This is a genomic window from Simiduia agarivorans SA1 = DSM 21679, assembly GCF_000305785.2.
Taxonomy (GTDB): Bacteria; Pseudomonadota; Gammaproteobacteria; order Pseudomonadales; family Cellvibrionaceae; genus Simiduia; species Simiduia agarivorans.
In genome coordinates, this window is record NC_018868.3 from 3327058 (window position 1) to 3352625 (window position 25568).

The 25568-nt window shown below is 59.6% G+C and carries 24 protein-coding genes; 16 read left to right on the forward strand and 8 right to left on the reverse strand.

Going from position 1 to position 25568, the window contains the following annotated elements:
• Positions 1-54: 54 nt before the first annotated feature.
• The 15 genes from M5M_RS15040 to M5M_RS15110 all read left to right on the forward strand — a co-directional run bounded on the left by M5M_RS15040 (position 55) and on the right by M5M_RS15110 (position 16591).
• On the forward strand, positions 55-1551 hold the full coding sequence (locus M5M_RS15040; RefSeq protein WP_015048350.1) for a bifunctional ADP-dependent NAD(P)H-hydrate dehydratase/NAD(P)H-hydrate epimerase: 1497 nt from the start codon (positions 55-57) through the stop codon (positions 1549-1551).
• A complete protein-coding gene (gene tsaE / locus M5M_RS15045) occupies positions 1548-2042 on the forward strand; it encodes a tRNA (adenosine(37)-N6)-threonylcarbamoyltransferase complex ATPase subunit type 1 TsaE (RefSeq protein WP_015048351.1) in 495 nt (164 codons plus the stop codon). Before M5M_RS15040 ends, tsaE begins: the two co-directional genes overlap by 4 nt.
• 13 nt (positions 2043-2055) lie before the next feature.
• On the forward strand, positions 2056-3402 hold the full coding sequence (locus tag M5M_RS15050; RefSeq protein ID WP_016389674.1) for an N-acetylmuramoyl-L-alanine amidase: 1347 nt from the start codon (positions 2056-2058) through the stop codon (positions 3400-3402).
• The gene (gene mutL, locus M5M_RS15055) at positions 3402-5255 is read left to right on the forward strand and encodes a DNA mismatch repair endonuclease MutL (RefSeq protein WP_015048353.1); all 1854 of its coding nucleotides are present in this window, start codon (positions 3402-3404) and stop codon (positions 5253-5255) included. Before M5M_RS15050 ends, mutL begins: the two co-directional genes overlap by 1 nt.
• Positions 5255-6229: a tRNA (adenosine(37)-N6)-dimethylallyltransferase MiaA gene (miaA, locus tag M5M_RS15060; RefSeq protein ID WP_015048354.1), complete on the forward strand. Its 975-nt coding sequence runs from the start codon at positions 5255-5257 to the stop codon at positions 6227-6229. Before mutL ends, miaA begins: the two co-directional genes overlap by 1 nt.
• Before the next feature lie 126 nt (positions 6230-6355).
• Entirely contained in the window at positions 6356-6616 is a 261-nt protein-coding gene (gene hfq, locus M5M_RS15065; protein ID WP_015048355.1) for an RNA chaperone Hfq, read from the forward strand.
• Between the two features lie 60 nt (positions 6617-6676).
• Complete coding sequence (gene hflX / locus M5M_RS15070) at positions 6677-7990, forward strand: ribosome rescue GTPase HflX (RefSeq protein WP_015048356.1); 1314 nt, start codon at positions 6677-6679, stop codon at positions 7988-7990.
• A 104-nt stretch (positions 7991-8094) separates the two neighbouring features.
• Entirely contained in the window at positions 8095-9237 is a 1143-nt protein-coding gene (hflK, locus tag M5M_RS15075) for an FtsH protease activity modulator HflK (protein WP_015048357.1), read from the forward strand.
• Positions 9237-10112 carry a protease modulator HflC gene (gene hflC / locus M5M_RS15080; protein WP_015048358.1) on the forward strand — a complete coding sequence of 292 codons (876 nt, stop codon included), beginning with the start codon at positions 9237-9239 and terminating at the stop codon, positions 10110-10112. The genes hflK and hflC overlap by 1 nt, the downstream gene beginning before the upstream one ends.
• 338 nt (positions 10113-10450) lie before the next feature.
• Positions 10451-10633 (forward strand): DUF2065 domain-containing protein, encoded by a 183-nt coding sequence (locus M5M_RS15085; RefSeq protein WP_024330485.1) that lies wholly within the window; start codon positions 10451-10453, stop codon positions 10631-10633.
• Positions 10634-10669: 36 nt separating this feature from the next.
• Positions 10670-11857, forward strand: a complete 1188-nt coding sequence (locus M5M_RS15090) for an ATP phosphoribosyltransferase regulatory subunit (protein WP_015048360.1) — start codon at positions 10670-10672, stop codon at positions 11855-11857.
• 15 nt (positions 11858-11872) lie between these two features.
• A complete protein-coding gene (locus tag M5M_RS15095) occupies positions 11873-13165 on the forward strand; it encodes an adenylosuccinate synthase (protein ID WP_015048361.1) in 1293 nt (430 codons plus the stop codon).
• A gap of 132 nt (positions 13166-13297) precedes the next feature.
• Positions 13298-15217: a DUF389 domain-containing protein gene (locus M5M_RS15100; protein ID WP_015048362.1), complete on the forward strand. Its 1920-nt coding sequence runs from the start codon at positions 13298-13300 to the stop codon at positions 15215-15217.
• 115 nt (positions 15218-15332) lie between these two features.
• Positions 15333-15947 (forward strand): type 2 periplasmic-binding domain-containing protein, encoded by a 615-nt coding sequence (locus M5M_RS15105; RefSeq protein ID WP_042455147.1) that lies wholly within the window; start codon positions 15333-15335, stop codon positions 15945-15947.
• Positions 15944-16591 (forward strand): type 2 periplasmic-binding domain-containing protein, encoded by a 648-nt coding sequence (locus tag M5M_RS15110; protein WP_015048364.1) that lies wholly within the window; start codon positions 15944-15946, stop codon positions 16589-16591. Before M5M_RS15105 ends, M5M_RS15110 begins: the two co-directional genes overlap by 4 nt.
• A gap of 36 nt (positions 16592-16627) precedes the next feature.
• Here the strand turns inward: M5M_RS15110 and efp are convergent, their stop codons facing one another.
• On the reverse strand, positions 16628-17194 hold the full coding sequence (gene efp / locus M5M_RS15115; RefSeq protein ID WP_015048365.1) for an elongation factor P: 567 nt from the start codon (positions 17192-17194) through the stop codon (positions 16628-16630).
• A gap of 41 nt (positions 17195-17235) precedes the next feature.
• Complete coding sequence (gene earP / locus M5M_RS15120; RefSeq protein ID WP_015048366.1) at positions 17236-18384, reverse strand: elongation factor P maturation arginine rhamnosyltransferase EarP; 1149 nt, start codon at positions 18382-18384, stop codon at positions 17236-17238.
• A 102-nt stretch (positions 18385-18486) separates the two neighbouring features.
• Here earP and M5M_RS15125 point away from each other — a divergent pair, with 102 nt between their 5' ends.
• A complete protein-coding gene (locus M5M_RS15125; protein ID WP_015048367.1) occupies positions 18487-18951 on the forward strand; it encodes an META domain-containing protein in 465 nt (154 codons plus the stop codon).
• Here M5M_RS15125 and M5M_RS15130 read toward each other — a convergent pair.
• The 6 genes from M5M_RS15130 to trpC form a co-directional block, all read right to left on the reverse strand.
• Positions 18926-19312 (reverse strand): VanZ family protein, encoded by a 387-nt coding sequence (locus M5M_RS15130; RefSeq protein WP_015048368.1) that lies wholly within the window; start codon positions 19310-19312, stop codon positions 18926-18928. The two genes, M5M_RS15125 and M5M_RS15130, sit on opposite strands and share 26 nt — an antisense overlap.
• Positions 19309-20961 carry a mechanosensitive ion channel domain-containing protein gene (locus M5M_RS15135; RefSeq protein WP_015048369.1) on the reverse strand — a complete coding sequence of 551 codons (1653 nt, stop codon included), beginning with the start codon at positions 20959-20961 and terminating at the stop codon, positions 19309-19311. Before M5M_RS15135 ends, M5M_RS15130 begins: the two co-directional genes overlap by 4 nt.
• A gap of 56 nt (positions 20962-21017) precedes the next feature.
• Positions 21018-21647: a 2OG-Fe(II) oxygenase gene (locus M5M_RS15140; protein WP_015048370.1), complete on the reverse strand. Its 630-nt coding sequence runs from the start codon at positions 21645-21647 to the stop codon at positions 21018-21020.
• Between the two features lie 106 nt (positions 21648-21753).
• Positions 21754-24132, reverse strand: coding sequence for a fatty acid cis/trans isomerase (locus tag M5M_RS15145; protein WP_015048371.1), 2379 nt, complete (start codon positions 24130-24132; stop codon positions 21754-21756).
• A gap of 15 nt (positions 24133-24147) precedes the next feature.
• Positions 24148-24741 carry a DUF2179 domain-containing protein gene (locus M5M_RS15150; protein WP_015048372.1) on the reverse strand — a complete coding sequence of 198 codons (594 nt, stop codon included), beginning with the start codon at positions 24739-24741 and terminating at the stop codon, positions 24148-24150.
• 16 nt (positions 24742-24757) lie between these two features.
• Positions 24758-25555, reverse strand: a complete 798-nt coding sequence (gene trpC, locus M5M_RS15155; protein WP_015048373.1) for an indole-3-glycerol phosphate synthase TrpC — start codon at positions 25553-25555, stop codon at positions 24758-24760.
• Positions 25556-25568: the final 13 nt, after the last annotated feature.

The window sequence follows — 25568 nt, forward strand, 5'->3', positions numbered from 1 at the left end:
TTGCCGGGAGACTCCCGTATAATCGGCGCAAATTTTACCTGTATGAGAAGTCCCATGTCTGTAGCGGCAACGCCCTTGCCTACCAGCCTTTATAGCGCCGATGCCGTGCGCTCGCTCGATCATTACCTGATTAATACCCAGGGCATTGCCGGTGCCGTGTTGATGAAACGCGCGGGCCGGTTTGCGTTTGAGTGCCTCACACAACACTGGCCGGAGGCCCGCAAGCTGCACATTGTGTGCGGTGCCGGCAATAACGGCGGCGACGGATATGTGGTGGCGGCGTTGGCGCAGGCGCGGGGTTTTGAAGTGAGCCTGCGCTGGCTGGCCGATCCGCAATCGCTCAGTGGTGATGCGCGCCGGGCGGCGGATTATGCGATACAGGAAGGGGTCAGCATGGCCGCGTTTGATGCCGGTGAAACCCTCGCGGCCGATGTGCTGGTGGATGGTTTGCTCGGCACCGGCCTCAACAAACCGGTGGGCGATCGCTATGCCGCCGCCATTGCCTGGCTGAACCAGCATGACGCTCCGGTGCTGGCGCTGGACCTGCCATCCGGTATCCATGCCGATACCGGCGCCGTCCAGGGCGCGGCCGTGCAGGCCGCACTGACCACCACTTTTGTGGGCTTGAAGTTGGGCCTGTTTACCGGCGCCGGCCGGCAGGCGGCCGGACGGGTGCGCTTTTCCGATCTGGACGGCGATACCGCCGGCGCTGGCGTCACCGCCGCGGCCGAGCGACTGGACATAGACCGGGTGCTTGCGTCGTTACCGGCGCGCGCCATCGACAGCCACAAGCTGCACTATGGCCATCTGGCGGTGGTGGGTGGCGATAACGGCCTCAATGGCGCGGCCATCATTGCCGCCGAGGCGGGCTTGCGCGCCGGTGCGGGAATGGTGAGCCTGGTGTCGCGTCCGCTCACGGCGCAGATTGCCCTCACCCGCAGGCCCGAGCTGATGGCGTTGGGCGTGGACGCCGGCATTGATGCCGAACCCAAACTCGCACAGGCCACTGCGCTGGTGGTGGGGCCGGGGCTGGGCCAGGCAGCCTGGGGCGAACAACTGTTGCAGCAAGCGCTCAAACGCGCACTGCCCACGGTGCTGGACGCCGATGCACTCAATATACTGGCTACTCACTCAGTCGCATTGCCTGCGGCCAGTGTCATCACACCGCATCCTGGTGAGGCCGGGCGCCTGTTGGGTACCGATACTGCCGCTGTGCAGGCCGACCGGCCCGCCGCAGCCGTGGCATTGGCACAAAAATATGGCTGTGTGGCGGTGCTCAAGGGCGCCGGCAGTATCATTGCCACGCCCGAGGGCAAACGCTATCTGGTGGATGCCGGCAATCCGGGCATGGCCAGTGGCGGCATGGGAGATCTGCTCGCCGGCATCATCGGCGCCCTGCTGGCACAGGGCCTTTCAGCGCTGGATGCGGCCTGCCTGGGGGCTTTGGTGCACGCCTTGGCCGGCGACGAGCAAGCCACTATCGAAGGCGAGCGCGGCCTGTTGGCCACCGATTTGCTCGCCTCAGTGCGCGGGATGCTGAACGCACTATGAAGTCGCTCGATCTCACGGCTTACGGTGAAGACGCCATGGTGGCGCTGGGCCAGCGTATCGGCCGTGCCCTGCCTGTGGGTGTGATTTATCTGGAAGGCAACCTGGGCGCCGGCAAAACCACCCTGACCCGCGGCGTATTGAACAGCCGGGGCCATTCAGGTGCGGTTAAGAGCCCCACCTATACCCTGGTTGAGCCCTATGAATTTGACAGCGGCCCGGTGTACCACTTTGACCTGTACCGGTTGGGTGACCCGGAAGAGCTCGAATACATGGGCATTCGCGATTATTTTGCCGGCCCGGCCCTGTGCCTGGTGGAATGGCCTGCACGCGGGCAAGGGGTTTTGCCTCGTCCGGATTTGCAGGTTAAAGTCGGGGTAGTCAACGATGCGGCGCTGGGTATCGGGCGCACCATCGCGTTGATTGCACAGACCCCCGCCGGTGTTGCGGCGCTGGCTGAAATCGCGGATGAATCGGATTCGCAAACGGAGTAGTGAGCAGGTGCAGATGGCGCAGTTAGCAATCAGACCATGGACAGCCGGGCTAGCGATGCTGCTGCTCGTGTTGTTCACCACACCTGCGCTGGCCACCACCATCGAAAGCGCTCGTCTGTGGCGCGCACCGGATCATACCCGCATTGTGTTCGACTTAAGCGGCCCGGTGGAGCATTCCATTTTCCCGCTCACCAATCCCGACCGGTTGGTGGTGGATATCAAAGACGTCAAACTCAAATCGAGCCTGGCGGAACTGCCGCTGGCCGATACGCCCATCCGCTCGGTGCGCTCGGCGCCGCGCAACAAAACCGATATCCGCATCGTGCTGGATTTGTCCCAGTCGGTGCGCACGCGCAGCCTGGTGTTGAAAAAACACGGCGACAAATCCGACCGTCTGGTGATTGACCTGCTGGACCAGGACATCAAAATTGAAAAAACCATCGAGCAGATAGCGCCTAAATCCAAGCGCGATATCATCATTGCCATCGACGCCGGCCACGGCGGTGAAGACCCTGGCGCTCTGGGCCCGGGCCGTTTGCGGGAAAAAGATGTGGTGCTGGCCATCAGTAAAGAACTGGCCGCATTAGTGGATCGTGAACCCGGTTTCAAAGCCGTGCTGGTGCGCAAGGGCGATTACTACATCCCGCTCGAAAAACGCCGCAATCTCGCGCGCGCGGAGCGGGCCGATTTATTTGTCTCGGTGCACGCCGATGCGTTTACGCATCCCAAGGCTAATGGTGCTTCGGTGTTCGCGCTTTCGCACCGCGGCGCGTCATCTGAAACCGCCCGCTTTCTGGCCCAGCGCGAAAACGAAGCCGACCTGATCGGGGGTGAATCGAGCGTGCTCGAGGGCCGCGATGACATGCTCGCCTCGGTGCTGGTGGATTTGTCGATGACCAGTACCCTCAGCAGCAGCCTGGATGTGGGCGCGCGGGTATTGAAACAAATGGGCGGGGTGGCGCGGTTGCACAAGTCCCATGTGGAACAGGCGGGGTTTCTGGTGCTGAAGTCTCCGGATGTGCCCAGCATTCTGGTGGAGACCGGTTTTATTTCCAATCCCTATGAAGCCAAGCAGCTGGGTACCCACAGCTACCGGCAGAAAATGGCGCGCGCGATTTTTAACGGCGTTAAAGATTATTTTTATACGGTGACTCCACCGGATTCCTACGTGGCGTGGAAAAAGCAAGGCGGCAAAGACGCGCCTTTCGCTGGCGCGCGTGAATACGTGATCGGTCGGGGTGATACCCTGTCGTCCATTGCCCGCCGCCACAACGTGAGTGTGGAGGCAATACAGCGCGCCAATAATCTTTCCGATTCGCGCATTAATATTGGCCAGAAATTACAGATCCCCACCAGCTGATGTCCTCCGTTATCCGTTTATTATCGCCCCGCCTCGCCAACCAGATTGCTGCCGGTGAGGTGGTGGAAAGACCCGCCTCGGTAGTAAAAGAGCTGTTGGAAAACAGTATCGACGCCGGCGCCACCCGCCTGGATGTAGAGGTGGAAGAAGGCGGCGTCAAACTCATGCGCGTGCGCGATAATGGCGTGGGGCTCAGTAAAGACGACCTGCCTTTGGCCTTGTCGCGCCACGCCACCAGTAAAATTTACGAGCTGGACGATCTGGAAGCGGTGGGCACGCTTGGCTTTCGCGGTGAGGCGCTGGCGTCCATCAGTTCGGTGTCGCGCCTGCTGATTACCGGCAACCAATCCGACAATCCGACTGAGGGCTGGAGTGCGCGCTCGGAAGGCCGCGATATGGCTACCGAACTGATGCCGGCACCGCACCCACGCGGCGCTACCGTGGAAGTGCGCGATTTGTTTTTCAACACGCCCGCCCGGCGCAAATTCCTGCGCACGGAAAAAACCGAATTTTCGCGTTTGGAAGAAGTGGTCAAGCGTTTAGCGCTGGCGCACTTCGATATCGCGTTCAGTCTTTCGCACAATGGCCGCGCCATTCACCAATGGCGGGCCTGCAACTCGCGCATCGAGCAGGAGCGCCGACTCGGCCAGATTTGCGGCAATGCGTTTCTGGAAAATTCACTGTACGTGGAGGTGGAGCGCGCGGGGCTTAAACTCTGGGGTTGGGTGGCGCTACCGGCGTTTTCCCGTTCGCAGGCCGACCTGCAGCATTTTTACGTGAATGGTCGCGCCATCCGCGACAAACTGGTGACCCACGCGGTGCGCCAGGCGTATCAGGATGTGTTGTTCCACGGTCGCCATCCGGCCTATGTGTTGTACCTGGAGCTGGACCCGGCCACGGTGGATGTGAATGTGCACCCCACCAAACACGAAGTGCGTTTCCGCGATTCGCGCCTGGTGCACGATTTCCTGTTCCGCACCCTGCATCACGCCCTGGCCGACGTGCGCCCGCAAGACCAGATGCAGCCACAGGAGGCGAGCCCCGCACCGAAAGTGGCCGGCGCCAGCAGCGGCGTGTTCGGCCCGCAATCGGCATTGGGGCTGGCCACGCCCGGGCAGGCTACGCCGCAGGTGCTCGACAGCCAGCCAGCATCCCACTGGCAAAATGCACGCCCGGCACCGCAGGCGTTGCAGCAGCAGATGCAAAGCTACGGTGCCCTGCACCCGTCGCCCGCACCTGCGCAGCCACTGCCGGATACCCCGGAGGATATGCCGCCGCTGGGCTTTGCCATCGCGCAGCTCAAGGGCGTCTACATTCTGGCGGAAAACGCCCAGGGGCTGGTGGTGGTGGATGCCCATGCGGCGCACGAGCGCATTACCTACGAGCGCATGAAGGCCGCTTTCGATGCCGAGGGCCTGCGCGCCCAACCTTTGTTGGTGCCGGAATCCATTCCGGTGAGTGAAAAAGAAGCTGATCTGGCCGAAGAGCACGCGCAGATCTTTAACAATCTCGGCTTTGGCATCGAACGGGCCGGGCCGGAAACCCTGCTGATCCGCCAGATTCCGGTGATCCTGGGACAGGCGCGGGTGGAGCAGCTGGTGCGCGATGTGTTGTCCGACCTGAGCGAGCACGGGTCCAGCGAGCGCATCCGCCACCACATCAACGAAATTCTGGCCACCATGGCCTGCCACGGCTCGGTGCGCGCCAACCGCAAACTGACGATTCCCGAAATGAACGCGCTGCTGCGCGACATGGAAGCCACCGAGCGCTCAGGCCAGTGCAACCACGGCCGGCCCACCTGGTTTCTGCAGTCTATGGATGCGCTCGACAAACTGTTCTTGCGGGGCCAGTGATGGGCAGCAAGCCGCAAGTGATCTTCCTGATGGGCCCCACCGCGTCGGGCAAAACCGACCTGGCTATCGCCCTGCGCCAGCACCTGCCGGTGGAATTGATCAGCGTGGATTCCGCCTTGGTTTACCGGGGCATGGATGTGGGCTCGGCCAAGCCCACGGCCGAAGAACAGGCGGCGGCGCCACACCGGCTGATCGACATCTGCGACCCGGCCGAGTCCTACAATGCCGGCCAGTTTGTGAAAGATGCCGAGCGCGAAATTGCCCACATCCATGCCGCCGGCCGCATTCCGCTGTTGGTGGGCGGCACCATGTTGTATTTCAAAGCGCTGTTGGACGGCCTGGCGGATATGCCCGCCACCGACCCGGCCATCCGTGCGCAGGTTGAGCAGGAGGCCGCCGAGCGGGGCTGGCCGGCGCTGCACGCGGAGCTGGCCCGCATCGACCCGGACACAGCGGCGCAACTGCACCCCAACCATTCGCAGCGCATTTCGCGCGCTCTCGAGGTGTACCGCACTGGCGGCAAAACCATGACCGAACTGCGCGCCGAGCAACAGGCAGCGGCTGGCCGGCCCTTTGCCGAGCGCTTCAATCTGGTGCAATTGGCCATTGGCCCGCATGATCGCGCCGTGCTGCACGCGCGTATAGAGCGGCGGTTCATGAAGATGTTGGAACTCGGCTTTGAGGACGAGGTCAGAGCTCTGATGGCTCGCGGTGACCTGCACCGGGACCTGCCCGCGATCCGCGCCGTGGGTTACCGCCAGATGTGGGAGCATCTGGAGGGTGACTATGACCGGAACAGCATGATTGAAAAAGGCATTGCCGCCAGCCGGCAACTGGCCAAACGGCAGCTCACCTGGCTGCGTGGCTGGGACGGCGTGAATTGGGTCTATACTGACAATTCGGCGGGAATTGGACTGTCCTCACAAGAAATTGTGCACCAGGCCTTGAACTGCCTGGGGGTAACCCCCCTATAATGTGCGGGCGTGTGTCCGGTGATTTTGCCGGCGCGCCAGTCAGTTACTTACGCTTATTGTTGTTGCGCCCGGGTGAGCAGTGATGTCCGGGGTATTCGCAACCCATTTATTATAAGGAGAATAAACATGTCAAAAGGGCATAGCTTACAAGACCCTTACTTGAATGTTTTACGCAAAGAACGTATCCCCGTTTCCATTTACTTGGTTAACGGCATCAAGTTGCAAGGCCAGGTCGAATCGTTTGATCAATTTGTGGTGTTATTGAAAAACACCGTGAGCCAGATGGTGTATAAGCACGCCATCTCCACCGTTGTTCCCTCCCGCGCCGTGCGCGTGCCCATGCTGAACCCAGCGGAAGGCGAGTCTGAAGAGGGCGGTGAAGGCTGAAACGCCTGACAGCGGTAGTGGAGTGCCACTACCGCTTTACTCTTTTCCCCCGAGGTTATCTTGTTCTTTGAACGTCCCGAATCCGGTGAGCTCGCCATTCTGGTGCACCTGGAATTTCAGTTAAATATTGAAACCAACGACCCCCGTGAATTTGAAGAGCTGGCATTGTCTGCCGGCGCTGATCCCGTTGCCTTTCTGACCGGCAAACGGCCCTCGCCCGATGCCCGCACCTTTATGGGCAGCGGCAAGCTGGAGGAGCTGCGCGACCTGGTCACCTTGCACGAAGCGAAGCTGGTGATCTTCAACCACGCGCTTTCGCCCAGTCAGGAGCGCAACCTGGAAGCCGAGCTCAAGTGCCGGGTGTTGGATCGCACCGGCCTGATCCTGGATATATTTGCCCAGCGCGCGCGTACCCATGAAGGTAAATTGCAGGTGGAGCTGGCCCAGCTGCGCCACATGTCCACCCGCCTGGTGCGCGGCTGGACCCACCTTGAGCGCCAGAAGGGCGGTATCGGCCTGCGTGGCCCGGGTGAAACCCAGCTGGAAACCGACCGCCGCTTACTGCGCGCGCGTATCAGTTTTATTGAATCGCGCCTGGAAGATGTGCGCCGCTCGCGCCAGCAGGCACGGCGCTCGCGTTCGCGCGCAGACATTCCCACCGTGTCGCTGGTGGGTTACACCAACGCCGGCAAATCGACCCTGTTCAACACCATCACCGATGCCAAGGTGTATGCACAGGATCAGCTGTTCGCCACCCTCGACCCCACCATGCGCCGGGTCGAGCTGCCCGACGTGGGCGCGGCGGTGCTGGCCGATACCGTGGGTTTTATCAGCCACCTGCCGCACAAGCTGGTGGAAGCCTTCCGCGCTACGCTGGAAGAGGCCGCGAGTGCTACGTTGCTGTTGCACGTGATCGATGCGCCCAGCGAAGAGCGCAAACGCAATATGGAAGAAGTACAGCTGGTGCTGGAAGAAATTGATGCCCATGAGCTGCCCCAGCTCAAGGTCTACAACAAAATCGACCTGCTCGACGACTTTGGCCCGCGCATTGACCGCGACGACCAGGGCCAGCCCGTGGCCGTGTGGCTGTCGGCCAAAACCGGTGCCGGTGTGCCCCTGCTGTTACAGGCGGTGGCGGAATTGCTGGGCGATGAAATTGTGCATCAGCAGGTGCAATTGCCCGTGCGCTGGGCCCGGCTCAGGGCACGTTTGTATGAGCGCAATGCGATTCTGAGCGAATCCATTGCCGATGACGGCGCCTACGACCTGGATGTGCGCATCAGCAAGGTGGATTTGCTCCGGTTGTTGAGCGCAGAAAAGATTCCGTTGGCCGATTCGCCCTGGAAGGGCTTGGATGAACCGCCGGCCTGGTAGCGGATGGCGCGCCTTGAAATCGGCGCGCGGACCCCAATCGTAGAACTATTTGCTGTTACACTGCGAATAACATTTTTTGACTGCAGACTTGATGGAGACTGACTATGGCCTGGAATGAACCGGGTGGTAATAACCAGGACCCCTGGGGCGGCCGCCGCGGCGGTGGCAAAAACGATGGCCCGCCGGATATGGACGAAGCCCTGAGGAAGTTTCAGGAGAAGCTGGGCGGGATGTTCGGTGGCAAGGGCGGTGGCAATGGCGCCGGCCTGGGCGCTGGCTTTTTTGGCCTGCTGCTGGTGGTTGCCTCCGTGCTCTACGGCATTGCCGGTTTCTATCAGGTGGACGAGCAGGAACGCGCCGTGGTGCTGCGTTTCGGCTTGTTCCATGAAGAAAAAGGTGCTGGTTTGCGCTGGAATCCGCCGTTGGTGGATAGCGTCACCAAGGTCAACGTGACCCGCGTGCGCCTGCATCCCACCAAGACTACCATGCTCACTGAAGACCTGAATATTGTGGATGTGAACCTGTCGGTGCAGTACTCCATTCGCAGTGCCAAGGATTTTGTGATCAACGTGAACAACCCGGAAAACAGCCTGAAAGAGGCCACGGATTCCGCCTTGCGTCATGTGATCGGTGCAACAGTGATGCACGAAGTGCTGACTGAAGGCCGTACCCAGATTGCCGCCGATGTGATGGCACGTTTGCAAGAGTACCTGAACGAATATGGCACCGGTATCCATGTGGAAACGGTTAACATGGAAGATGCGCTGCCGCCCAAAGCGGTGCAGGCGGCGTTCAACGATGTGAACAAGGCCCGTGAGGACGAAGAGCGCTACAAAAACGAAGCCCAGGCCTACCTCAACGGCGTGGTGCCGGAAGCCCGCGGTCGCGCCCAGCGCATCGTCGAAGAAGCCAACGCCTATCGTGCTCGCGTCATCGCCGAGTCCGAGGGTGATGCCTCACGCTTTGAGCAGCTGCTGGTGGAATACAAAAAGGCGCCGCGGGTTACGCGCGATCGACTGTATCTGGATGCGGTGGAGTCGGTGATGACCTCCAGCTCCAAGGTGATGGTGGATGTGAAGGGCGGCAACAACATGCTGTATGTGCCGCTGGACCAGATTATGCGTCAACGCGGCAACGCGGGTCTTTCCCAGGGCGAGATTTCTTCGGATGTAATCCGTGAAGTGAGCGACCGGGTGATAGACCAGTTGCGTCGAGAAGCAGCCAGTAACCGCCGGGAGGTACGCTGATGAGCCCGAAATCAATGTTTGGCCTGGCCCTTGTGGCTGTGGGACTGCTGGTAGCTTCCAGCTCACTGTACGTGGTGAAAGAGACCGAGCGCGCCGTGTTGTTGAAATTCGGTGCGGTTGAAGAAGCCGATGTGAAACCCGGTCTGCACTTCAAGGTGCCGATCATGAACGAAGTGCGCAAATTCGATGGTCGCGTACTGACCCTGGACACTCAACCGCAGAACTATATGACGGTTGAGAAGAAGGGCATGATCGTGGATTACTTTGCCAAATGGCAGATCATCGACGTGGAAAAGTTCTATACCGCCACCGGCGGTGACACCAATAATGCTAATCGCCTGATGGCACAGCGCATCAACGAAGGCCTGCGCAACCAGTTTGCCAAGCGTTCGCTATTGGAAGTGGTGAGCGGCGAGCGCGATGAACTGATGGATAAACTCACCGATGATCTCGACGGCTTCAGCCGCTCATCGTTGGGCATTCACCTGATCGACGTGCGCGTGAAGCAGATTGAACTGCCGCAGGAAGTCTCGGGTTCGGTGTACAACCGGATGACCGCCGAGCGTGAGCGCGAAGCCCGTGAACACCGCTCCAAAGGTAAGGAGCAGGCGGAATTCATCATGGCTGACGCCGATCGCCAGAAAACCGTGATCGAAGCCGAAGCTTACCGCGACGCCGAGCGCATACGCGGTGAAGGCGATGCGATTGCCGCCGCCAACTATGCCAACGCCTACAACAAGGACCCGGAGTTCTACACCTTCGTGCGCAGCCTGAATGCCTACAAAAAGGCTTTCCAGGACAAGCAGGACGTGATGCTGGTCGATCCTAACAGCGAGTTCTTCCGCTACCTGAAAGACGCCCAAGGCAAGCAATAAGCCTTGGCGCGGGGCCCAGCCCCGCGACGGGGTCTGACCCCTTGGTACTTCCGCCCCAGAGGCTTAACCTCTGAGGCGGAAGTACCAAGGGGTCAGACCCCAATCTCTTCCCATCCCGCCTGCTTTTTGTTCAACATTTCCCCGCAAACAGTGATAGAATGCGCGCCTTTCGGTGATCTGCCACCAGAATCAGAAAATCACCGGGCAGCCTGGGATGCGGGTACAGACTACGCGCTCAAGAGCCCGGTTTTTTTGTGCTGAAAAACTGCGGTATGAGTGAGTTCAGCCAATAAGCGTGATGTTTTTGGTTATTTGTGGCGCAAGACCTGTGTGTTGCTATGTGGGAAGAATTAGGAAGAGCGTTTTGTCTGATGCTGGTCATCGAGGGCATTATTCCCTTTCTGAATCCCGGTCGTTGGCGCAGCCTGGTGGCTACGCTGGCGGTAGTAAGTGATCGCCAACTGCGAATCATGGGGCTGGCCAGCATGTTGCTGGGTGCCGGTCTCCTGTACCTGATATAAACCTGATTGAATTAACGACATTAGCCGGACCCCAACATGAGCCTCGCTGATCGCTGGTTGCTGCCCGATGGTATTGCCGAAATCCTGCCCGCCCAGGCAGAGAACATTGAACTGCTGCGCCGGGACCTGCTCAACCTTTATCATCGCTGGGGTTACGATCTGGTGATCCCGCCGGTGCTGGAATTTACCGAGAGCCTGTTGACCGGCCTTGGCAGCGATCTGGATCTGATGACCTTCAAGGTGACCGACCAGATCAGTGGCCGCACCATGGGCCTGCGCGCCGATATCACCCCGCAGACTGCCCGCATGGATGCCCACTCGTTCAAGCGTCAGGGCGCCAACCGCTTGTGTTACGCCGGTCATGTGGTGCACACCAAGCCCAAGAGCCCATTGGCCACCCGCACGCCGATTCAGGCCGGGGTGGAACTCTACGGCGAAGCCGATTTGTCCGCCGATATTGAAGTGGTATCGCTGTTGCTCGAATCCCTGTCCCTGGCCGGCGTTGAACAGCTGAATATCGATCTGGGCCATGTGGGTATCTTCCGCGCCCTGGCGCAGGCCACTGGCCTGGATCAGGTTCAGGAGCTGGCGCTGTTTGAATTGCTGCAGCAAAAGGCCACCAGCGATATCGACCAGTGGGTGTCCGGGCAGATTGCTCAGCCCGATTTTGCGGCCCTGATCCGGGCGCTGCCGAAAATGTGTGGCGGGATCGACGTACTGGAGCAAGCGCGCGCCGAACTGTCCAAATTTGTTCCGGAAGCGCTGCACGCGGTGGACGAGTTATCCAATCTGGCGCGCGTCATCGGCGAGCGCTACCCCAAGGCCAACCTGTATTTTGACCTGAGCGAATTGCGTGGCTATCACTACCATACCGGTGTGGTGTTCGCGGCTTTTGCGCCAGGCTTTGGCGATGCCATCGCCAATGGCGGTCGCTACGACCACATCGGCGAAGTGTTTGGCCGGGCCCGTCCCGCCACCGGCTTCGCGGTCGATCTGGGCGCGCTGAACCGGCTGGCGGCGCGGCCGTCGGCATCCGGGGGTGGCATTCTGGCACCCGAGCCCACCGACGCTGCCGGCTGGGCCGCCGTGCAGGCCTTGCGGACACAGGGCGAGCGGGTGGTATGCACCCTGTCTGAAGCCTCCTTGGTGCGTGACGAATTACATTGTGACCGGGAACTGGTGTGTGAAAACGGCCAGTACCTGGTAAAACCGATTTGCAAGTAAAGGGTTGATCGAAACATGGGCAAGAACGTTGTTGTATTGGGTACCCAGTGGGGTGACGAGGGCAAGGGCAAAATTGTTGACCTGCTCACTGATCAGGTGTCGCTGGTGGCGCGGTTTCAGGGCGGTCATAACGCCGGTCACACATTGGTGATCAACGGCCAGAAAACCGTATTGCACCTGATTCCCTCCGGCATCCTGCGCGAAGGCGTTCAGTGCCTGATCGGCAATGGCGTGGTGCTCTCGCCCGAAGCCCTGTTAAAAGAAATGAAAGGCCTGGAGGCCAGCGGTGTACCGGTGCGCGAGCGCCTGCGTTTGTCGCCCGCCTGCCCCTTGATCCTGCCTTATCACGTGGCCCTGGATCAGGCTCGCGAAGCCGCCAAGGGCGATGCCAAAATCGGCACCACCGGCCGCGGTATCGGCCCCGCTTACGAAGACAAAGTGGCGCGTCGCAGCCTGCGCCTGGGCGATTTGTTCGCACCGGCGCGGTTTGAAACCAAACTGCGCGAAGTGCTGGCCCTGCACAACTTCACCCTGACCCAGTACTACAAAGTCGACCCGGTGGACGTAGACGCCGTACTGGCACAGGCGCGCGAGTGGGCCGAAGAACTGAAGCCGCTGGTGGCCGATGTCACCGACATCCTGCACACCGCGCGCGAATCCGGCGAAGGCATTTTGTTCGAGGGCGCCCAGGGTTCGCTGCTGGATATCGATCACGGCACCTACCCGTTTGTGACCTCATCCAACACCACCGCTGGCGGCACCGCCACCGGCTCCGGTTTTGGCCCCCTGTATCTGGATTACGTACTGGGTATCACCAAGGCGTACACCACCCGCGTGGGTTCCGGCCCATTCCCCACCGAGCTGTCCTGCGATGTGGGCGAGCACCTGGGTGTGAAAGGCCATGAGTTCGGTGCCACCACCGGCCGCAAGCGCCGCACCGGTTGGTTCGACGCGGTGGCCGTGCGTCACGCGGTGCGCATCAACTCCATGTCCGGTATGTGCCTGACCAAGCTGGACGTGCTCGATGGTCTGAAAACCGTGAAAATCTGTGTAGGCTACCAAGACAAGCAGGGCAACCCCATGAATGTGCCTTGCGATGCGGAAGGCTGGTCTGAAGTGGTGCCGGTGTACGAGGAAATGCCGGGCTGGAGTGATAACACCTTTGGTGTGACCACTGTCGAAGGCCTGCCACAGGCCGCGCGCAACTACATCAAACGACTGGAAGAACTGGTGGGCGCGCCCATCGATATTATTTCTACCGGTCCGGATCGCGTGGAAACCATCGTACTGCGTCATCCTTTCGCCTGATCGCGCACCTACGATCGAAAAAAAGCCGGCCTTGTGCCGGTTTTTTTATGGCTGGTGATTGCGTCGGTTTTCGCTATGGTCCTATAGTACGCGCGTTTTCACACCCCGCCTTTCGTTATCAGGACAACTCCTATGACCTATGTGCCCGAGGCCGTGCTGGTCACCAGCGAAACCCTCACCGCAAAACTGAAACAGCAGATTGAAAGTTTTGCCTATTCTCACGGCATTGCCCTGACGTTGATGCCCGAGGACAGCTTTTTTGCCCGCCCGCCGGTGGCCGGCTGCCATGTGGTGGCGGTGCTCAGCATTGATAATGCGCACGATTACCTGGATCTGGCGGCGCGCCAGAAGTTTTCGTTAGGTGCCATTCCGGTCTCGGGCCAGAGCCGGCTGTGCGAGTGGTTGCGATTGCCCGTGCAAACCGAGGATGCCCTGGCGTTGGCGTTCGGTTCCGAGCACCCGCCCATTGAACTGCTCCGGTGCAATGGTGAAATTGCCCTGGGCATGGTGACGCTGGGTTCCAACCCGTTCATCGATGGCCGCAGCAAAGCGTTTCGTAACCGCAATCAATCCTGGCTGGAACGCGTGCTGTTCCTGTGGGCGGTGGCCTGGCAGAGCGTGTTGAGTTTATTCCGGATTCAGCCCTTTGCCGCCACCATTACCTTGGGCGACGGCGCCCCGGTGAAAACGGCGATTACCGGCATGGTGGCACTGGAAAACGACATTCGCGGCCCTGCCGCGCGCCTTCTGGCGCCGCATTTGGGGATGGAAAACGGCTTTATCAATGCGTTGTTTATTGCGCCGAAATCGGTGTGGGCTTACCTGTCGTTTCTGAAAGACGGACTGGTGTATAAGAATCAGCCGCTGGCGAAGCTATCCGATGCCGTGAGTTTTATTCGCGTGCCATCGATCGTGGTGGAACTGAAAGCCGGCCGTGACTATTTCATCGATGGCCGGCGTCGCAACGCCGATACCCTGGTCATGGCGGTGGAGCCGGCGGCCGTGTGTATCAATGTGTTGCCGTTGGCGCAGGAGCAAAAAGAAACCAAGGAGATCACCCGCACCGATAAACTGCCGCGCGGCGACGAGCAACTGAAATTTATTGCCAACGCCTTGCCTTTGTTTACCCATGCGGGTGAGGGCGATTTCAAGGATCTGTTCATTCAGTTGCGCGAAGTGGCCCGTCCGCACTCCACTTTTCTCACGCTCATGGTGCTGAGCGCGGTGGTGGCCAGCCTGGGCCTGTTTCTGTCGAGCCCGGCGGTCATTATTGGCGCCATGGTGTTGGCGCCGTTGATGTCGCCGATCATTTCGCTGGCCATGGCGCTGTTGCGCCGTGAACGCAATCTGCTGGTGCAGTCGCTGGAAACCATCGGTATCGGCATGTGTCTGGCGCTGGGGACTGCCGCATTGGTGACCCTGCTGATTCCGGTGGATCGTATCACCAGTGAAATTGCCGGCCGCCTGCAGCCCAACCTGCTCGACCTGGGCGTGGCCATTGCGTCCGGCATCGCCGGTGCCTATGCCTATGTGCGCGAGGACGTGGCAAAAAGTGTCTCGGGCGTGGCCATCGCGGTGGCACTGGTGCCGCCCCTGTGTGTGTCTGGCATTGGTATCGGCTGGATGGACTGGCAGGTGATCAGCGGCGCCATGTTGCTGTTTCTGACCAACCTGGTGGGCATTTCCCTGGCCGCTGCCCTGACCTTTCTGGTGCTGGGATTTTCTCCGCTGGAACGCGCCCGCAAGGGCTTGATGTTTTCGGCGGCTCTGATGGGGGTGATCGCGATTCCCTTGTCGGTGGCCATGTGGGATATGGCCTCCCATTGGCAGTTGGAAAAGCGCCTGTCGGGGCTGGTGGTTTCGGTGGGTGACCAACAGGTGCAGTTGACCGAGCTGCAGGTGCGGGTGCACAGCGATACCACCGTGGTGTTGGCCGATGTGCTGTCGGATCGATTACTCAGTGCGGGCGAATTACAACAGCTCAAGCAGCTGTTGGAAGCACAGGCGGGCGAACCGCTGCAGCTGCAACTGACCCCGAGAATTCTGCTTTAGTCGGAAAATCGGATGATCCAGACGCCAATTCACGGCGTGCGCCCCCGCAGATCCTTTGCAGGCGCTAAACTTCCGGCATGATCTGCCGGGAGCGCGGAGTATGTGGTGTCGAGGATTGGGACTGGTTTGGCTGTTTTGCGTGGGGGCTGCCCACGCCCAATTGCAACTGGATTGTGCCGAGGTTTTTCGGCCTGCCAACGATCGGCTACTGGCGGCGTTGGCTGGCGGCGGCGTGAGTGCCCAATGTCATTATCTGCCTTCCGCGCGCGGCAGCCAGCAGGTGATGGCCGCCGAGCTGGATGGTGCTTTGCTGCGCACTGAAGATTACGGCGCTGCATTTCCCACCCTGATCAGACTGGAGCCGGCGGCCCACAGGGTATTGCTGATGCTCTACCGCCGGCGCGGTGGCGACATAGACCTGGGCAACTGGCGGGAGCAGTCCATCGTGTCGCTCCGGGGCGCGGTGGTGCTCGACAGAATGCTGGCGGGCCTGAACGTGAGTCGTGTGGGTAGTCTGGAATCGGGGCTTAAGCAGTTGTCCGCCGGGCGCGCCGATGTGTTGGTGGGCGATCAGCTGTCGGTACCGGCGCTGATGCGCGATTGGGGCATCGACAATGTGGAGATGATCTATCCGCCATTGGCCACTCAGTTGTTGTATCTCTATCTGCGCCCCGAACACGCCAGCCTGGCGGCCCCCATCTCGGCGATCCTGATGCAGCCATCGCCATGAGCTTAATGTCTTTCACCCGTTGGTTGGCAGGATTCTGCCTCGCGTGTCACGCCCTTAACCTGCCAGCGCAGCCCCTGACGCTGGATTGTAACCACGACCTGGGCACCTGGAACCTGGACGTATTGGCGCACTATCAGGCTCTGGGTGTCAGTGCAGAGTGTGTGTTTTTACCGCGTGCGCGCGGCTCTGTGCAGGTGGCGGCCGGTGAGTTGGATGGCAGTGCCATGCGGGGGCACGACTTTGGTGTCCAGTTTCCGCACCTGATCCGGGTTGAGCCGCCGATCAAGGCGGTGCCTTTGGTTGTGTTCCGCCGCATTGGCACAGATATCACCGTGGCAAACTGGCGCGCTCACTCCATTGCCACCATCCGGGGCGCGATTGTTTTCGATCAGTTGCTGGCCGGTTTGGACGTGACCCGGCTGTCGACTATTGAGGCAGCGGTCAAGCAGTTGTCTGCCGGTCGGGTCGATGTGTTGGTGGGGGACACAGTACTGGTGCCAGCGCTACTTCAGCAGATGGGTGTTGATAACGTGGAAATGGTTACCCCGCCGGTGACCACCGTGTTGCTGTATCACTACCTGCAGGAAAAGCATCGGGCTCTGGCGTCGCGCCTGAGTGAGCGCTTGCTGGAAACCCAGCGATAGAGGGAGTCGGCAGGGCCGGAGCCCTGCCGGTCAGGCTCACGCTTTGGCGCGGCCCTTGAACTCACCGGTGCGGGTATCGATTTCGATGGCTTCGCCGATCTCGATAAACGCCGCAACCTGCAGCTCGTAACCATTGTCCAGCTTGGCCACTTTCATGACTTTACCGGAGGTGTCACCGCGCGCGGCAGGCTCGGTGTAAGCCACGGTGCGCACGATGGTGGTGGGCAGTTCGATGGAGATGGCCTTGCCCTGGTAGAACACGGCTTCACACACATCGGGCATGCCATCGGAGATGTAGTTCACTGCATCGCCGAGGTTTTCTTTTTCCACTTCCACCTGGTTGTACTCCTCGTCCATAAAGACGTAGAGCGGGTCGGCAAAGTAGGAATAGGTTACTTCTTTGCGGTCCAGGATGATGGGTTCGAGTTTGTCGTCGGCCTTGAACACGGGCTCCTGAGAGGCACCGGTGATCAGGTTCTTGAGCTTCATTTTACAAACCGCCGCGTTGCGGCCGGATTTGTTGTATTCGGACTTCAGAACCACCCAGGCTTGACCATCCAGATTCATCACCTGACCGGCGCGGAATTCTTGTGCTGTTTTCATAACGTAGATACCAAAATACGGGCGTGTAAAATCGCGCAGTACTATACCGTATTGGTGCAAAATTGCACGATATTTGACGCGAGGTCGCCGTTGCTGCGCTGTTGTTGTTGCCAGAGACTGGCGTGGGCTTTGGCCGCCGGCAATTGCCGCAGCCATTGGCTGAAGGCCTGGCTGGGGGCTGCGCCCGGTTGATTCCAGGCCCGGTGCGCCTGTCGGCAAGCTTGCGCCAGCGGCGACGGTGCCTGGGCCAGGTAGGCGTTCAGAAATGCGTCCAGTTTGATCAGGTGGGTATCGGCGTCCTGCGGGTAGATATGCCAGACAAACGGTCGCGCCAGCATCTGGCTGCGGACAAAGGATTCTTCGCCGCGTACGAAGTTCACATCGCAGCTGGCCAGGAGCCGGTCGTATTCGGGTTGGGCCATGAACGGCAGCTCTTGCACGGTCAACCGTTCGCGCCGGATCGCCTGCATGGGCACCAGGTCTTCGCCCAACCAGTGTTCCACCCCGCGGCTGATACGCCCTTTAGGCACCAACAAGGTGACCCACTGCCGGCTCTGTCTGAGGTTATTGAGCAGGTCCGGCAGGGCGGCGTTTTCGTAGGCGAACAAACTGATCAAGCACTCGGCCCGTTCAACCGGCAAGCCGAGGGGCTGCAAAAACTCCGCGCGCCAACCCGGTTGATTGGCCTGGTCAGCCAGGTCCAATAGCGCCGTTTCCCACAACAGGCCGCCGGTATTAGCGCTGAAGCCGGGAAAGAAAAACGTTTTCCGCAGCCCGTGCACCGGCGATTGGTTCAGGTGATAGTCCTCCACCCACTCTTCAGCGCTCAGGTATTCCAGGTTCAGCCAGAGCGGCCGGGCAATCTGCATGGCGGTAATGTAGTTGGCGGGCAGGTGGCAGCCGAAGGCTTCGATGACCACGTCAGCTGGCGTCACCGGCGGCAGCGGTTGGGTCCAATGGCGCACACAGACGCCGTCGCAGTGCTGCTCCGTCAACGACAGGTCGAGCGCCGGACACAGCGCATTGAAACTGGCGAGGTCGTCCACAAACAGGGTGACCTGTTGCCGGTGTTGGTGCACCAACTGGCGGGCCAGGCGCCAACAAACGCCGATATCGCCATAGTTATCGATGACTTTACAAAAGAGGTGCCAGTGCTGCATGTCGTACGCGGGTGTCAGAGGAGGCGCCATTATACACCGCTACTTGCCAGCGCTGGGGCGCAAGCGTATGTTGCGGGAACTCCGGCGCGCTGCTCGCGTCAAACGGACATTCAGTTTTTTCAAGGATTCAGTATGAAGCGCGTTGCCCTGGTTTTTGTCAGTCTTGCAGGTTTGATGGTGGCGGCTTGCGGTCACACCCCCGAGGCCGAACCGGCCAAGCCCGTGACGGTGGCAGATCTGGCCCACCATCGGTGGGTACTGAAGACGGTGGATGGCGAGCCGGCCTTTAGCAAACCGGTGGGCACTTACGACAAGGGACTGGTGCCCGATCTGGATTTTGGTGAGGCGCCGCACGCTGGCGGCTTTGCCGGCTGCAACCGCTACAAGGGGCAGTTTGAGCTGAATGAGCAGGGCCAGTTCCGCATTGCCCGGGTGGCCACCACCATGATGATGTGCGAGCCCAAGGCCATGGCGTTTGAAAAACAATTCACCGACATGCTCGGTCAATGGACTGACATCACCCTGGCCGACAATCAGCTCAGCCTCACAGCCGATGGCAAAGTGTGGCTGTTTACGCTTCAGGACTGGGTGCAATAAGCCGGCTCAGCCAGGTATCGATGGCTTTGACCGGCCAGCGATAAAGCGCCAGACCGACCAGGATACCCGCGCCGTTGGCCAGCAAATCCAGCAGATCAAAGGTGCGGTAAGGCAAAAAGTGCTGCAGGCATTCGATGCCGAACGAATAGCTGAACAGAAACGCAAACTGCCAGCCAAACGCCAGCGCCGGCCGGTGCAAGCCAATGGCAATGCCGGCGATCACATAGCCGGCAAAGTGCAACGCCAGATCATTGGCACTGGCCAGGGTTGTGCCCGGGTTGGCGGTCAGACCGGCCCAGGTGTAGAGCGCGAGCATGACAAAAAACTGCCAGTACTTGGCCTGCTGATACAGTTTGCTCATGCGTCCGCCTTGACCGGATACAGGTGGACATCCCGCTGTGGGAACGGAATGCTGATGCCTTCGGCATCAAAGCGTTTTTTCACTGCACGGGTAATATCCCAATACACATCCCAGTAATCATCGGTGGCAACCCAGGGCCGCACCACAAAATCCACCGACGATTCGTTCAGGGTATGCAGTTTCACGATGAGCTCGGGCTCGTCCAGTACCTTCGGGTGTTGGGCGACAATATCGCTCAGCACCTGCTCGGCATGATCGATGTCATCGCCGTAGCCAATGCCGAAAACCATGTCGATGCGGCGGTGTTTCTGCGCGGTGACATTGCGGATCACATCGCCCCAGATTTTATTGTTGGGGATCATCAGGGTCTGGTTGTCGATGGTGAGAATGGTGGTGGACACCAGGTTCATGCGTTGCACCCGGCCCTGCACGCCGGCGGCCTCGATCAGGTCACCCACATCGTAGGGTCGGTAAATCAGAATCATCATGCCGGAGGCAAAATTGCCCAGCGTATCCTGCAAGGCAAAGCCGACAATAAAGCCCGCCACACCCAGCCCTGCCAGAATCGGCCCGAGGGAAAACCCCAGCTGACCCAGCGCGACCAGAATACCCACCAGCATCACCAGCCGCTGGGCCATACTGACCAGCATGTCCTCCATCAGGCTGGAGACCGGCACGGTGGCTTTGCGCAGACTTTTGGTGAGCAGTTTGCGCGCGGCTTTGGACAAATAGTGAAACAGCACCAGAATCGCGACGAAAATAACCAGCTTGAAGAAGAAGGCGATACCGTTGTCGGACACATAGGCGAAGGCTTTATCGAGCCAGGCCTGGCCGAGCCGCTTGATCAGGCCGGCGTCGAGGATGTCGGTGGTGATATCGCCGGTGGTGCGGATCAGCAATTCCTTGTAGCGCCCGGTGTCCATCGACTGGGCCTCAAGCAAGGCCACGGTTTCGCGCAGGCTGCCGGTGATGGTGGTGAGTTTTTCCTGCAGGTTGCGCCCCTTGACCAACGCTTCGGTGTCGTCGGGCGCATTGCTCAGGTGTTGCTCTGTGGTCTGGATATCTTTTTGCGTCAGGCTGATCAGCCCGGCCAACACCTCTGCCCGCTGTGGCAATTGTTCGCGCAAAAACTGTGAAGACTGCTCACTGTTGAGTGCCAGCGCATTGAGGTTTTCGATGTGCCGGGCAAGCGCCTGCAGCGCGTTGTCGATGAATGTCTGCTGTTCCCGGAACGCCCCCTGCCACTCGGGTGACAGCGGCGTGTACTGTTTGTCGAGTTTGTCCAGTACAGCCTGGCGCTGCTCAATGGCGCGACTGATGACCGGACCGACGTTGAGCAGGTCGGCGCGGATCTGATTAAGTGCGCCGTCAATGGGCTCGCCCCGCTGCTTCTGCGCGGCCAGTTGTGCGGTGAGTTTGTCGTACAGTCGCAACAGTTCCAGATAGCGTTGGGTATTGCGCAGTGCCAGGGATTCTTTGCGCTCGCCATCCACCGTTTCGGCTTCGGCTGCAATCTGTTCAATTTCCAGTTTGAGTGCCAGCGCCTGGTCCAGCAGATTGCCAGCGGGGGTGGGTTGGGCATGGGCCAATCCGGCACACCAGCAGACGATCAGGACCAGCAGCGGGCGCAATACAGCGTAGGGTTTCATGGAGGCATCCTGCACAAGGGGAGGGGGCCCCATTCAAGCACAGTCGCCGCCACAGCTCAAAGCGGGTTGGCGGTTTCCAGATTGCGCCGGAACCAGCCGGCAATGGAATACCTGTCGGCGCGCGCGGGCAATACTTCGTGCGGGAAGCGCTCGCTCCAGAACAACAATAAGTCGCCGCCGTTGGGCTCGATGCGCGCGAGGATGTCGGTGTCCTGTTCGTTGTACATCACCAGTTGGCCACCGTCTTCCGCGCACCAGTTGGGATTGAGGTAGCAGACACTGGTGAGCACGCGCGCGCCGCGGCCGCGCAGCGCGTCCACGTGTTTGCGGTAAAAGGCTCCGGGCGGGTAGTGGGCAAAGTGGCTTTCGTATTCGAACAGGCCGGCAAAAAATGCCCGGTTGACGGCCAGCCGGATATCCTCCATCAGCCCTTGGTATTGCGCTTGTGCCGGCGTCTTGCCGTCCATCCAGATGGTGTGGTCGCGCCGGATAGTGTTGTGGGTGGCGCCCTCAAGGCCGATGCCAGCGCGTTTCCAGTCGTTGCTTTGCATGGCTTCCCAGCGCAGGCCGGCGGTCAGTTCGGCACTCAGAAAACCGGGCAATAGCGCCCAGCCCTGGTTGGCCAGCAAGTCCAGGTAGTGGCCGCCGTCATCGCCGGAATCGGTGGTTAAGGGAAGTGTCGCCATGGTGCGCCTCCAACAGGGGGCGCGATTGTAGTGCTGGAATTTTGATCAGCACAAGCTTTTTTGCATAAACGCAGGGTCTAAACGCGGGGTCAGACCCCGATGTTATTCAGGGATTTTCTAACCGGTTGTAATCGAGCCAGCCAAAATTTTCCGGTTGCTGGGTGTGGAACAGTGCATGAATACGATCACTGACCGCCCAGAATGCCGGAGCATTGCGGGTGACGCCATAGGCCTGCTTCAGTTGCAGGTAGTCGGCCTTGCTGGTGAGTTGGGGGATGCCGTCGATAAACGCATTGAGTGAGTCGGGGTTCAGCTCATACAGCGCATTGGGGTAGTAGGTCAGCACACCGGCGGCCACGCTCAGGGTATCTTCTGCCGGCACCCGGTTCAGTTTTTCCAGCAGCAGGCTGTTGATATTGAGGTGGGCGCTGTTGCGGAACAGGGTTATCAGCACGGGCCGGTAAGGGCTGGCCTGGTTTACGTACAGCAGGCTGGTTTCGGGCAGCCATTGCAGGCTTGCACCGGACAGTGACTCCAGTCGGTTGAGCTGGGCACGGGTATGTTCAGATAAGTGAAGGTTGCCATTGATATTGTGGCTGACATTTTTGACGCCCCGCAACCAGTCAGAGAGTTTGCTGTACAGCTCGGCTTTCGGGTTGTCGGTTGTATAACGGATCTGAGTTTTCAGACCGTCGGCCATTTGGGTCTGGCGGAAAAATTTGGCGACTTCCTCATGGGCGTCGCGATACCAGAAGGCCAGTTCTTTCTGGGCCGCGTCATGGGGCAGGAAGTGCAGAAAATTCTGCTCGCCTTCCATGCGTAAAAAATCCATGTACGTGCGGGTGAGCAACTGATGACCGATATTGCCGTACACATCGAAACCGGCTACCAGTAAATAATGGATTCTCTCCAGCAATGAATAGGAAATCACCCACGCGGTTTTTGGCGGCTCGCCCACCAGGCCTTTGGCAACAGTGGCGCTGTCAAAATGACGCAAAACTGTGAGCGCGGCATTGTCATTGACGCCGTCGCCCTGCCAGATCATCTCCAGGCTCGGGCCCTTATATGCTTTCAGGTGTTCATTGATGTACTGTTCCTGCGCCTTCAGGTGTGCCAGCTGTTTTTTTGAGTAAGTGAGCCAGCCGGTAATGCCGGCGGTGCTGTCCCGCTCCGCCGGCAGCGCCAGATTATCGCTGTGCTCGGCCAGTACATCGCCGATGTCATCCAGATCCGGGTATTCGGGATCGAGGAAAAACACCCAGAATTGATCGTTGATCACGTTCAGTGCCGTCTGGCCCCGGCACACCGGACCCTTGATAAAGCCCATGATGGTGTATTGGGCTTCTTCCAGCATGAACCGGTAGCGCGATTTGGCGGGCAGCGCCTGAAAGGCCTTGAACGGGTTGGCGGCAATGCTGGGCTCATAGCCCGGCCATTGGGTCACCCGGTAGTCGGTTTGGTAAAACAGTGCCTGCCAGCGTTGCATGCGGGCGGCGTCCAAACGGTAAGGCATGTGGCTTTTCGCCACGATGGCTTCGGGGTTGGGAATGAGGCGGTAGTAAACCCGGTCCACGCCGGGGTCATCAAACGGACGCCGCGTCGCGATGCGGTCAGGTACCTCGCCGGGTGCGGTACGCGAACGTATCAGTTGGAAAAAACGATCCGGTTCCTGGCCGAAATGCAGATTGGCGAGATACAGGTGTTCGTACATGTAGCGCGCAACCAGCCGCCCCTTTAAATCATCGCGGTTAAAAAACGCTTCCCATTGTTTGATCGCGTCGGCGTGTGCTTGCGAGAGCGGTTGGTCGCGCGGGATGACCGGCGCGCCATTGGCAGCCCAGTTCATCAGGTCCTGCTGTTCATGTGCAGGAATGCCGGGCAATCCGTAGGGCATGCCGCCCAAGGGGAAGCGTTCGGCATAGCGGTCAAATTCCGCGGCGGTTGTGCAGCTTTGACTGCGGTCGAGAGAGAAATCAAAACTGTCGGGCAATGGGCCGTAGGTCGGCAATGGATGCTGTTGCTTGAGCGCCAGCATGCGATAAAAAACCGATGCCTTGTGCGCCTCAGGGGTTTGCTGACGTTCGTTCAGCACCGGAAAAAAGCCTTTGTCGCGCCATGCCTGGGTGCTGTCGGCATCTTCGAACAGGCGCGTCAGGTTGGCGGCGAGCAAGCGGGTACCGTTGTACACTTTCTGGCTGTTGGCGCCGCGTTCTAGTCCGGCAAGAGACTCCAGCTTCAGTTGGCAAGGCGCGTCGTAACAGGCGTGGCAAACCACGCAGCGCTTTTCCAGCACCGGCGCCACATCGGTGTAGTAATTGGGCGAATCGGTAGGGGTAACGGCGAAGGAATTGTTGGGCAGGATGATGCGATTGAGAGGGGACTCTACGCCGAATTGTTGGTCCAGCTGCTTACTGAGGTAAAGACTGCAACCGGCAAGACACAGCAGGCCGGTAAAAATCCAGAGCAGGGAGGAAATGCGGAACATGTGTTCACCGTGAGTTTATTTGCGTTTGCCGATGACCCGCCAGCCGGCGTTGATGACCGGCTTTTCATTGCTGAGCAGCTGCTCGACCTGAATCTGTTTCTTGATGTCGGAGGTGGTATAAAAAGCGCGCGGATCGAGCGTGCCGATTAACCGGCACAATTCGGGGATACGTTTACGCGACTCCGAAATGAGCAAAATTTCCACGTTTCTGTCATCGTCGAAGCGGGCCGCCAGCTCGATCACCGAATACCCGTGCTTACGTAATTCGGCGGCCAGGCACAGGTCGGGGTTGTCGGTGACGATGCGCACCAGTTCCCGGCCCATGGCAAGCTTGGCTTCGAGGGTGATACCGGCGTAATTGCCGGCGGCAAAGCCACCGGCGTAGGCGATGGCAAGGTACCATTGATCGAGGTGAGTAATCACCTGGCTTGCCGCCAGAATCCACAGCAGGACCTCAAAAAATCCCACCAGCGCACTGATCGCGCGATAGCCCCGGAACACCATCAGCGTGCGCAGCGTGCCTAAGCTCACGTCGGTCAGGCGCGCCAGAAAAATGGCTAGGCACATGGCGATTGGCTCGGCTTGCAGTGCCGCCAGCCAGCTCTCCATCAGAGGTTAGCCGCCATCAGTTGAACATTTCCATCAGCCGGCGGCCGGGTTCTTCGTCGCGCATGAACGCTTCTCCCACCAGAAATGCGTTGACGTTGTGCCCGCGCATGATTTTCACATCGTCGATATTGTGAATACCGGATTCGGTCACCACAATGCGATCACTACCAATGTGCGGCAACAAATTGAACGTGTTGTCCAGACTGGTTTCAAAGGTGTGCAGATTGCGGTTGTTGATCCCGATCAGTTTGTTGGGTAACTCTAGTGCAAGATCCAGCTCGGCGCTATCATGCACCTCCACCAGCACATCCATGCCCAGCTCCAGCGCGGTGGCATTGAGGCTGTTGAGCTGTTGCTTGTCCAGTGCCGCGACAATCAGCAGGATGCAGTCGGCGCCGATGGCGCGGGCTTCCGCGATCTGGTAATCATCGATGATGAAATCCTTGCGGATCACCGGCAGGCTGGTGCTGTTGCGCGCCTGCTTCAGGTATTCCTCATGGCCCTGGAAAAAATCCCGGTCGGTCAGCACCGATAAGCAGGCAGCGCCGCCTTTTTCGTAGCTCTTGGCAATTTCCGTGGGCACAAAGTTTTCCCGGATCACGCCTTTGGAAGGCGAGGCTTTTTTCACTTCGGCAATTACCGCCGCCAGTTGCTGTTCCAGTTTGCGTTCAATAGCAGCGACGAACCCGCGTGGCGCCGACTGGTGGCGTGCGCTATCGAGCAGGGACTGAATGCTGGTGTTCTGGCTGCGTTCGGCGATCTCTTCGCGTTTTCTTGCCAGGATTTTTTTTAAAACCGTGGGTGTATCGGTCATGCAATGTATCTCA

Coding starts and splice junctions, on each gene's coding strand:
- hflK (WP_015048357.1), top strand. CDS start 8,095: ATGGCCTGGAATGAACCGGGTGGTAATAACCAGGACCCCTGGGGCGGC.
- M5M_RS15085 (WP_024330485.1), top strand. CDS start 10,451: ATGTGGGAAGAATTAGGAAGAGCGTTTTGTCTGATGCTGGTCATCGAG.
- miaA (WP_015048354.1), top strand. CDS start 5,255: ATGGGCAGCAAGCCGCAAGTGATCTTCCTGATGGGCCCCACCGCGTCG.
- trpC (WP_015048373.1), bottom strand. CDS start 25,555: ATGACCGATACACCCACGGTTTTAAAAAAAATCCTGGCAAGAAAACGC.
- hfq (WP_015048355.1), top strand. CDS start 6,356: ATGTCAAAAGGGCATAGCTTACAAGACCCTTACTTGAATGTTTTACGC.
- M5M_RS15095 (WP_015048361.1), top strand. CDS start 11,873: ATGGGCAAGAACGTTGTTGTATTGGGTACCCAGTGGGGTGACGAGGGC.
- efp (WP_015048365.1), bottom strand. CDS start 17,194: ATGAAAACAGCACAAGAATTCCGCGCCGGTCAGGTGATGAATCTGGAT.
- hflC (WP_015048358.1), top strand. CDS start 9,237: ATGAGCCCGAAATCAATGTTTGGCCTGGCCCTTGTGGCTGTGGGACTG.
- M5M_RS15130 (WP_015048368.1), bottom strand. CDS start 19,312: ATGAGCAAACTGTATCAGCAGGCCAAGTACTGGCAGTTTTTTGTCATG.
- M5M_RS15110 (WP_015048364.1), top strand. CDS start 15,944: ATGAGCTTAATGTCTTTCACCCGTTGGTTGGCAGGATTCTGCCTCGCG.
- earP (WP_015048366.1), bottom strand. CDS start 18,384: ATGGCGCCTCCTCTGACACCCGCGTACGACATGCAGCACTGGCACCTC.
- M5M_RS15145 (WP_015048371.1), bottom strand. CDS start 24,132: ATGTTCCGCATTTCCTCCCTGCTCTGGATTTTTACCGGCCTGCTGTGT.
- mutL (WP_015048353.1), top strand. CDS start 3,402: ATGTCCTCCGTTATCCGTTTATTATCGCCCCGCCTCGCCAACCAGATT.
- M5M_RS15050 (WP_016389674.1), top strand. CDS start 2,056: ATGGCGCAGTTAGCAATCAGACCATGGACAGCCGGGCTAGCGATGCTG.
- M5M_RS15140 (WP_015048370.1), bottom strand. CDS start 21,647: ATGGCGACACTTCCCTTAACCACCGATTCCGGCGATGACGGCGGCCAC.
- tsaE (WP_015048351.1), top strand. CDS start 1,548: ATGAAGTCGCTCGATCTCACGGCTTACGGTGAAGACGCCATGGTGGCG.
- M5M_RS15090 (WP_015048360.1), top strand. CDS start 10,670: ATGAGCCTCGCTGATCGCTGGTTGCTGCCCGATGGTATTGCCGAAATC.
- M5M_RS15135 (WP_015048369.1), bottom strand. CDS start 20,961: ATGAAACCCTACGCTGTATTGCGCCCGCTGCTGGTCCTGATCGTCTGC.
- M5M_RS15125 (WP_015048367.1), top strand. CDS start 18,487: ATGAAGCGCGTTGCCCTGGTTTTTGTCAGTCTTGCAGGTTTGATGGTG.
- M5M_RS15040 (WP_015048350.1), top strand. CDS start 55: ATGTCTGTAGCGGCAACGCCCTTGCCTACCAGCCTTTATAGCGCCGAT.
- M5M_RS15150 (WP_015048372.1), bottom strand. CDS start 24,741: ATGGAGAGCTGGCTGGCGGCACTGCAAGCCGAGCCAATCGCCATGTGC.
- M5M_RS15100 (WP_015048362.1), top strand. CDS start 13,298: ATGACCTATGTGCCCGAGGCCGTGCTGGTCACCAGCGAAACCCTCACC.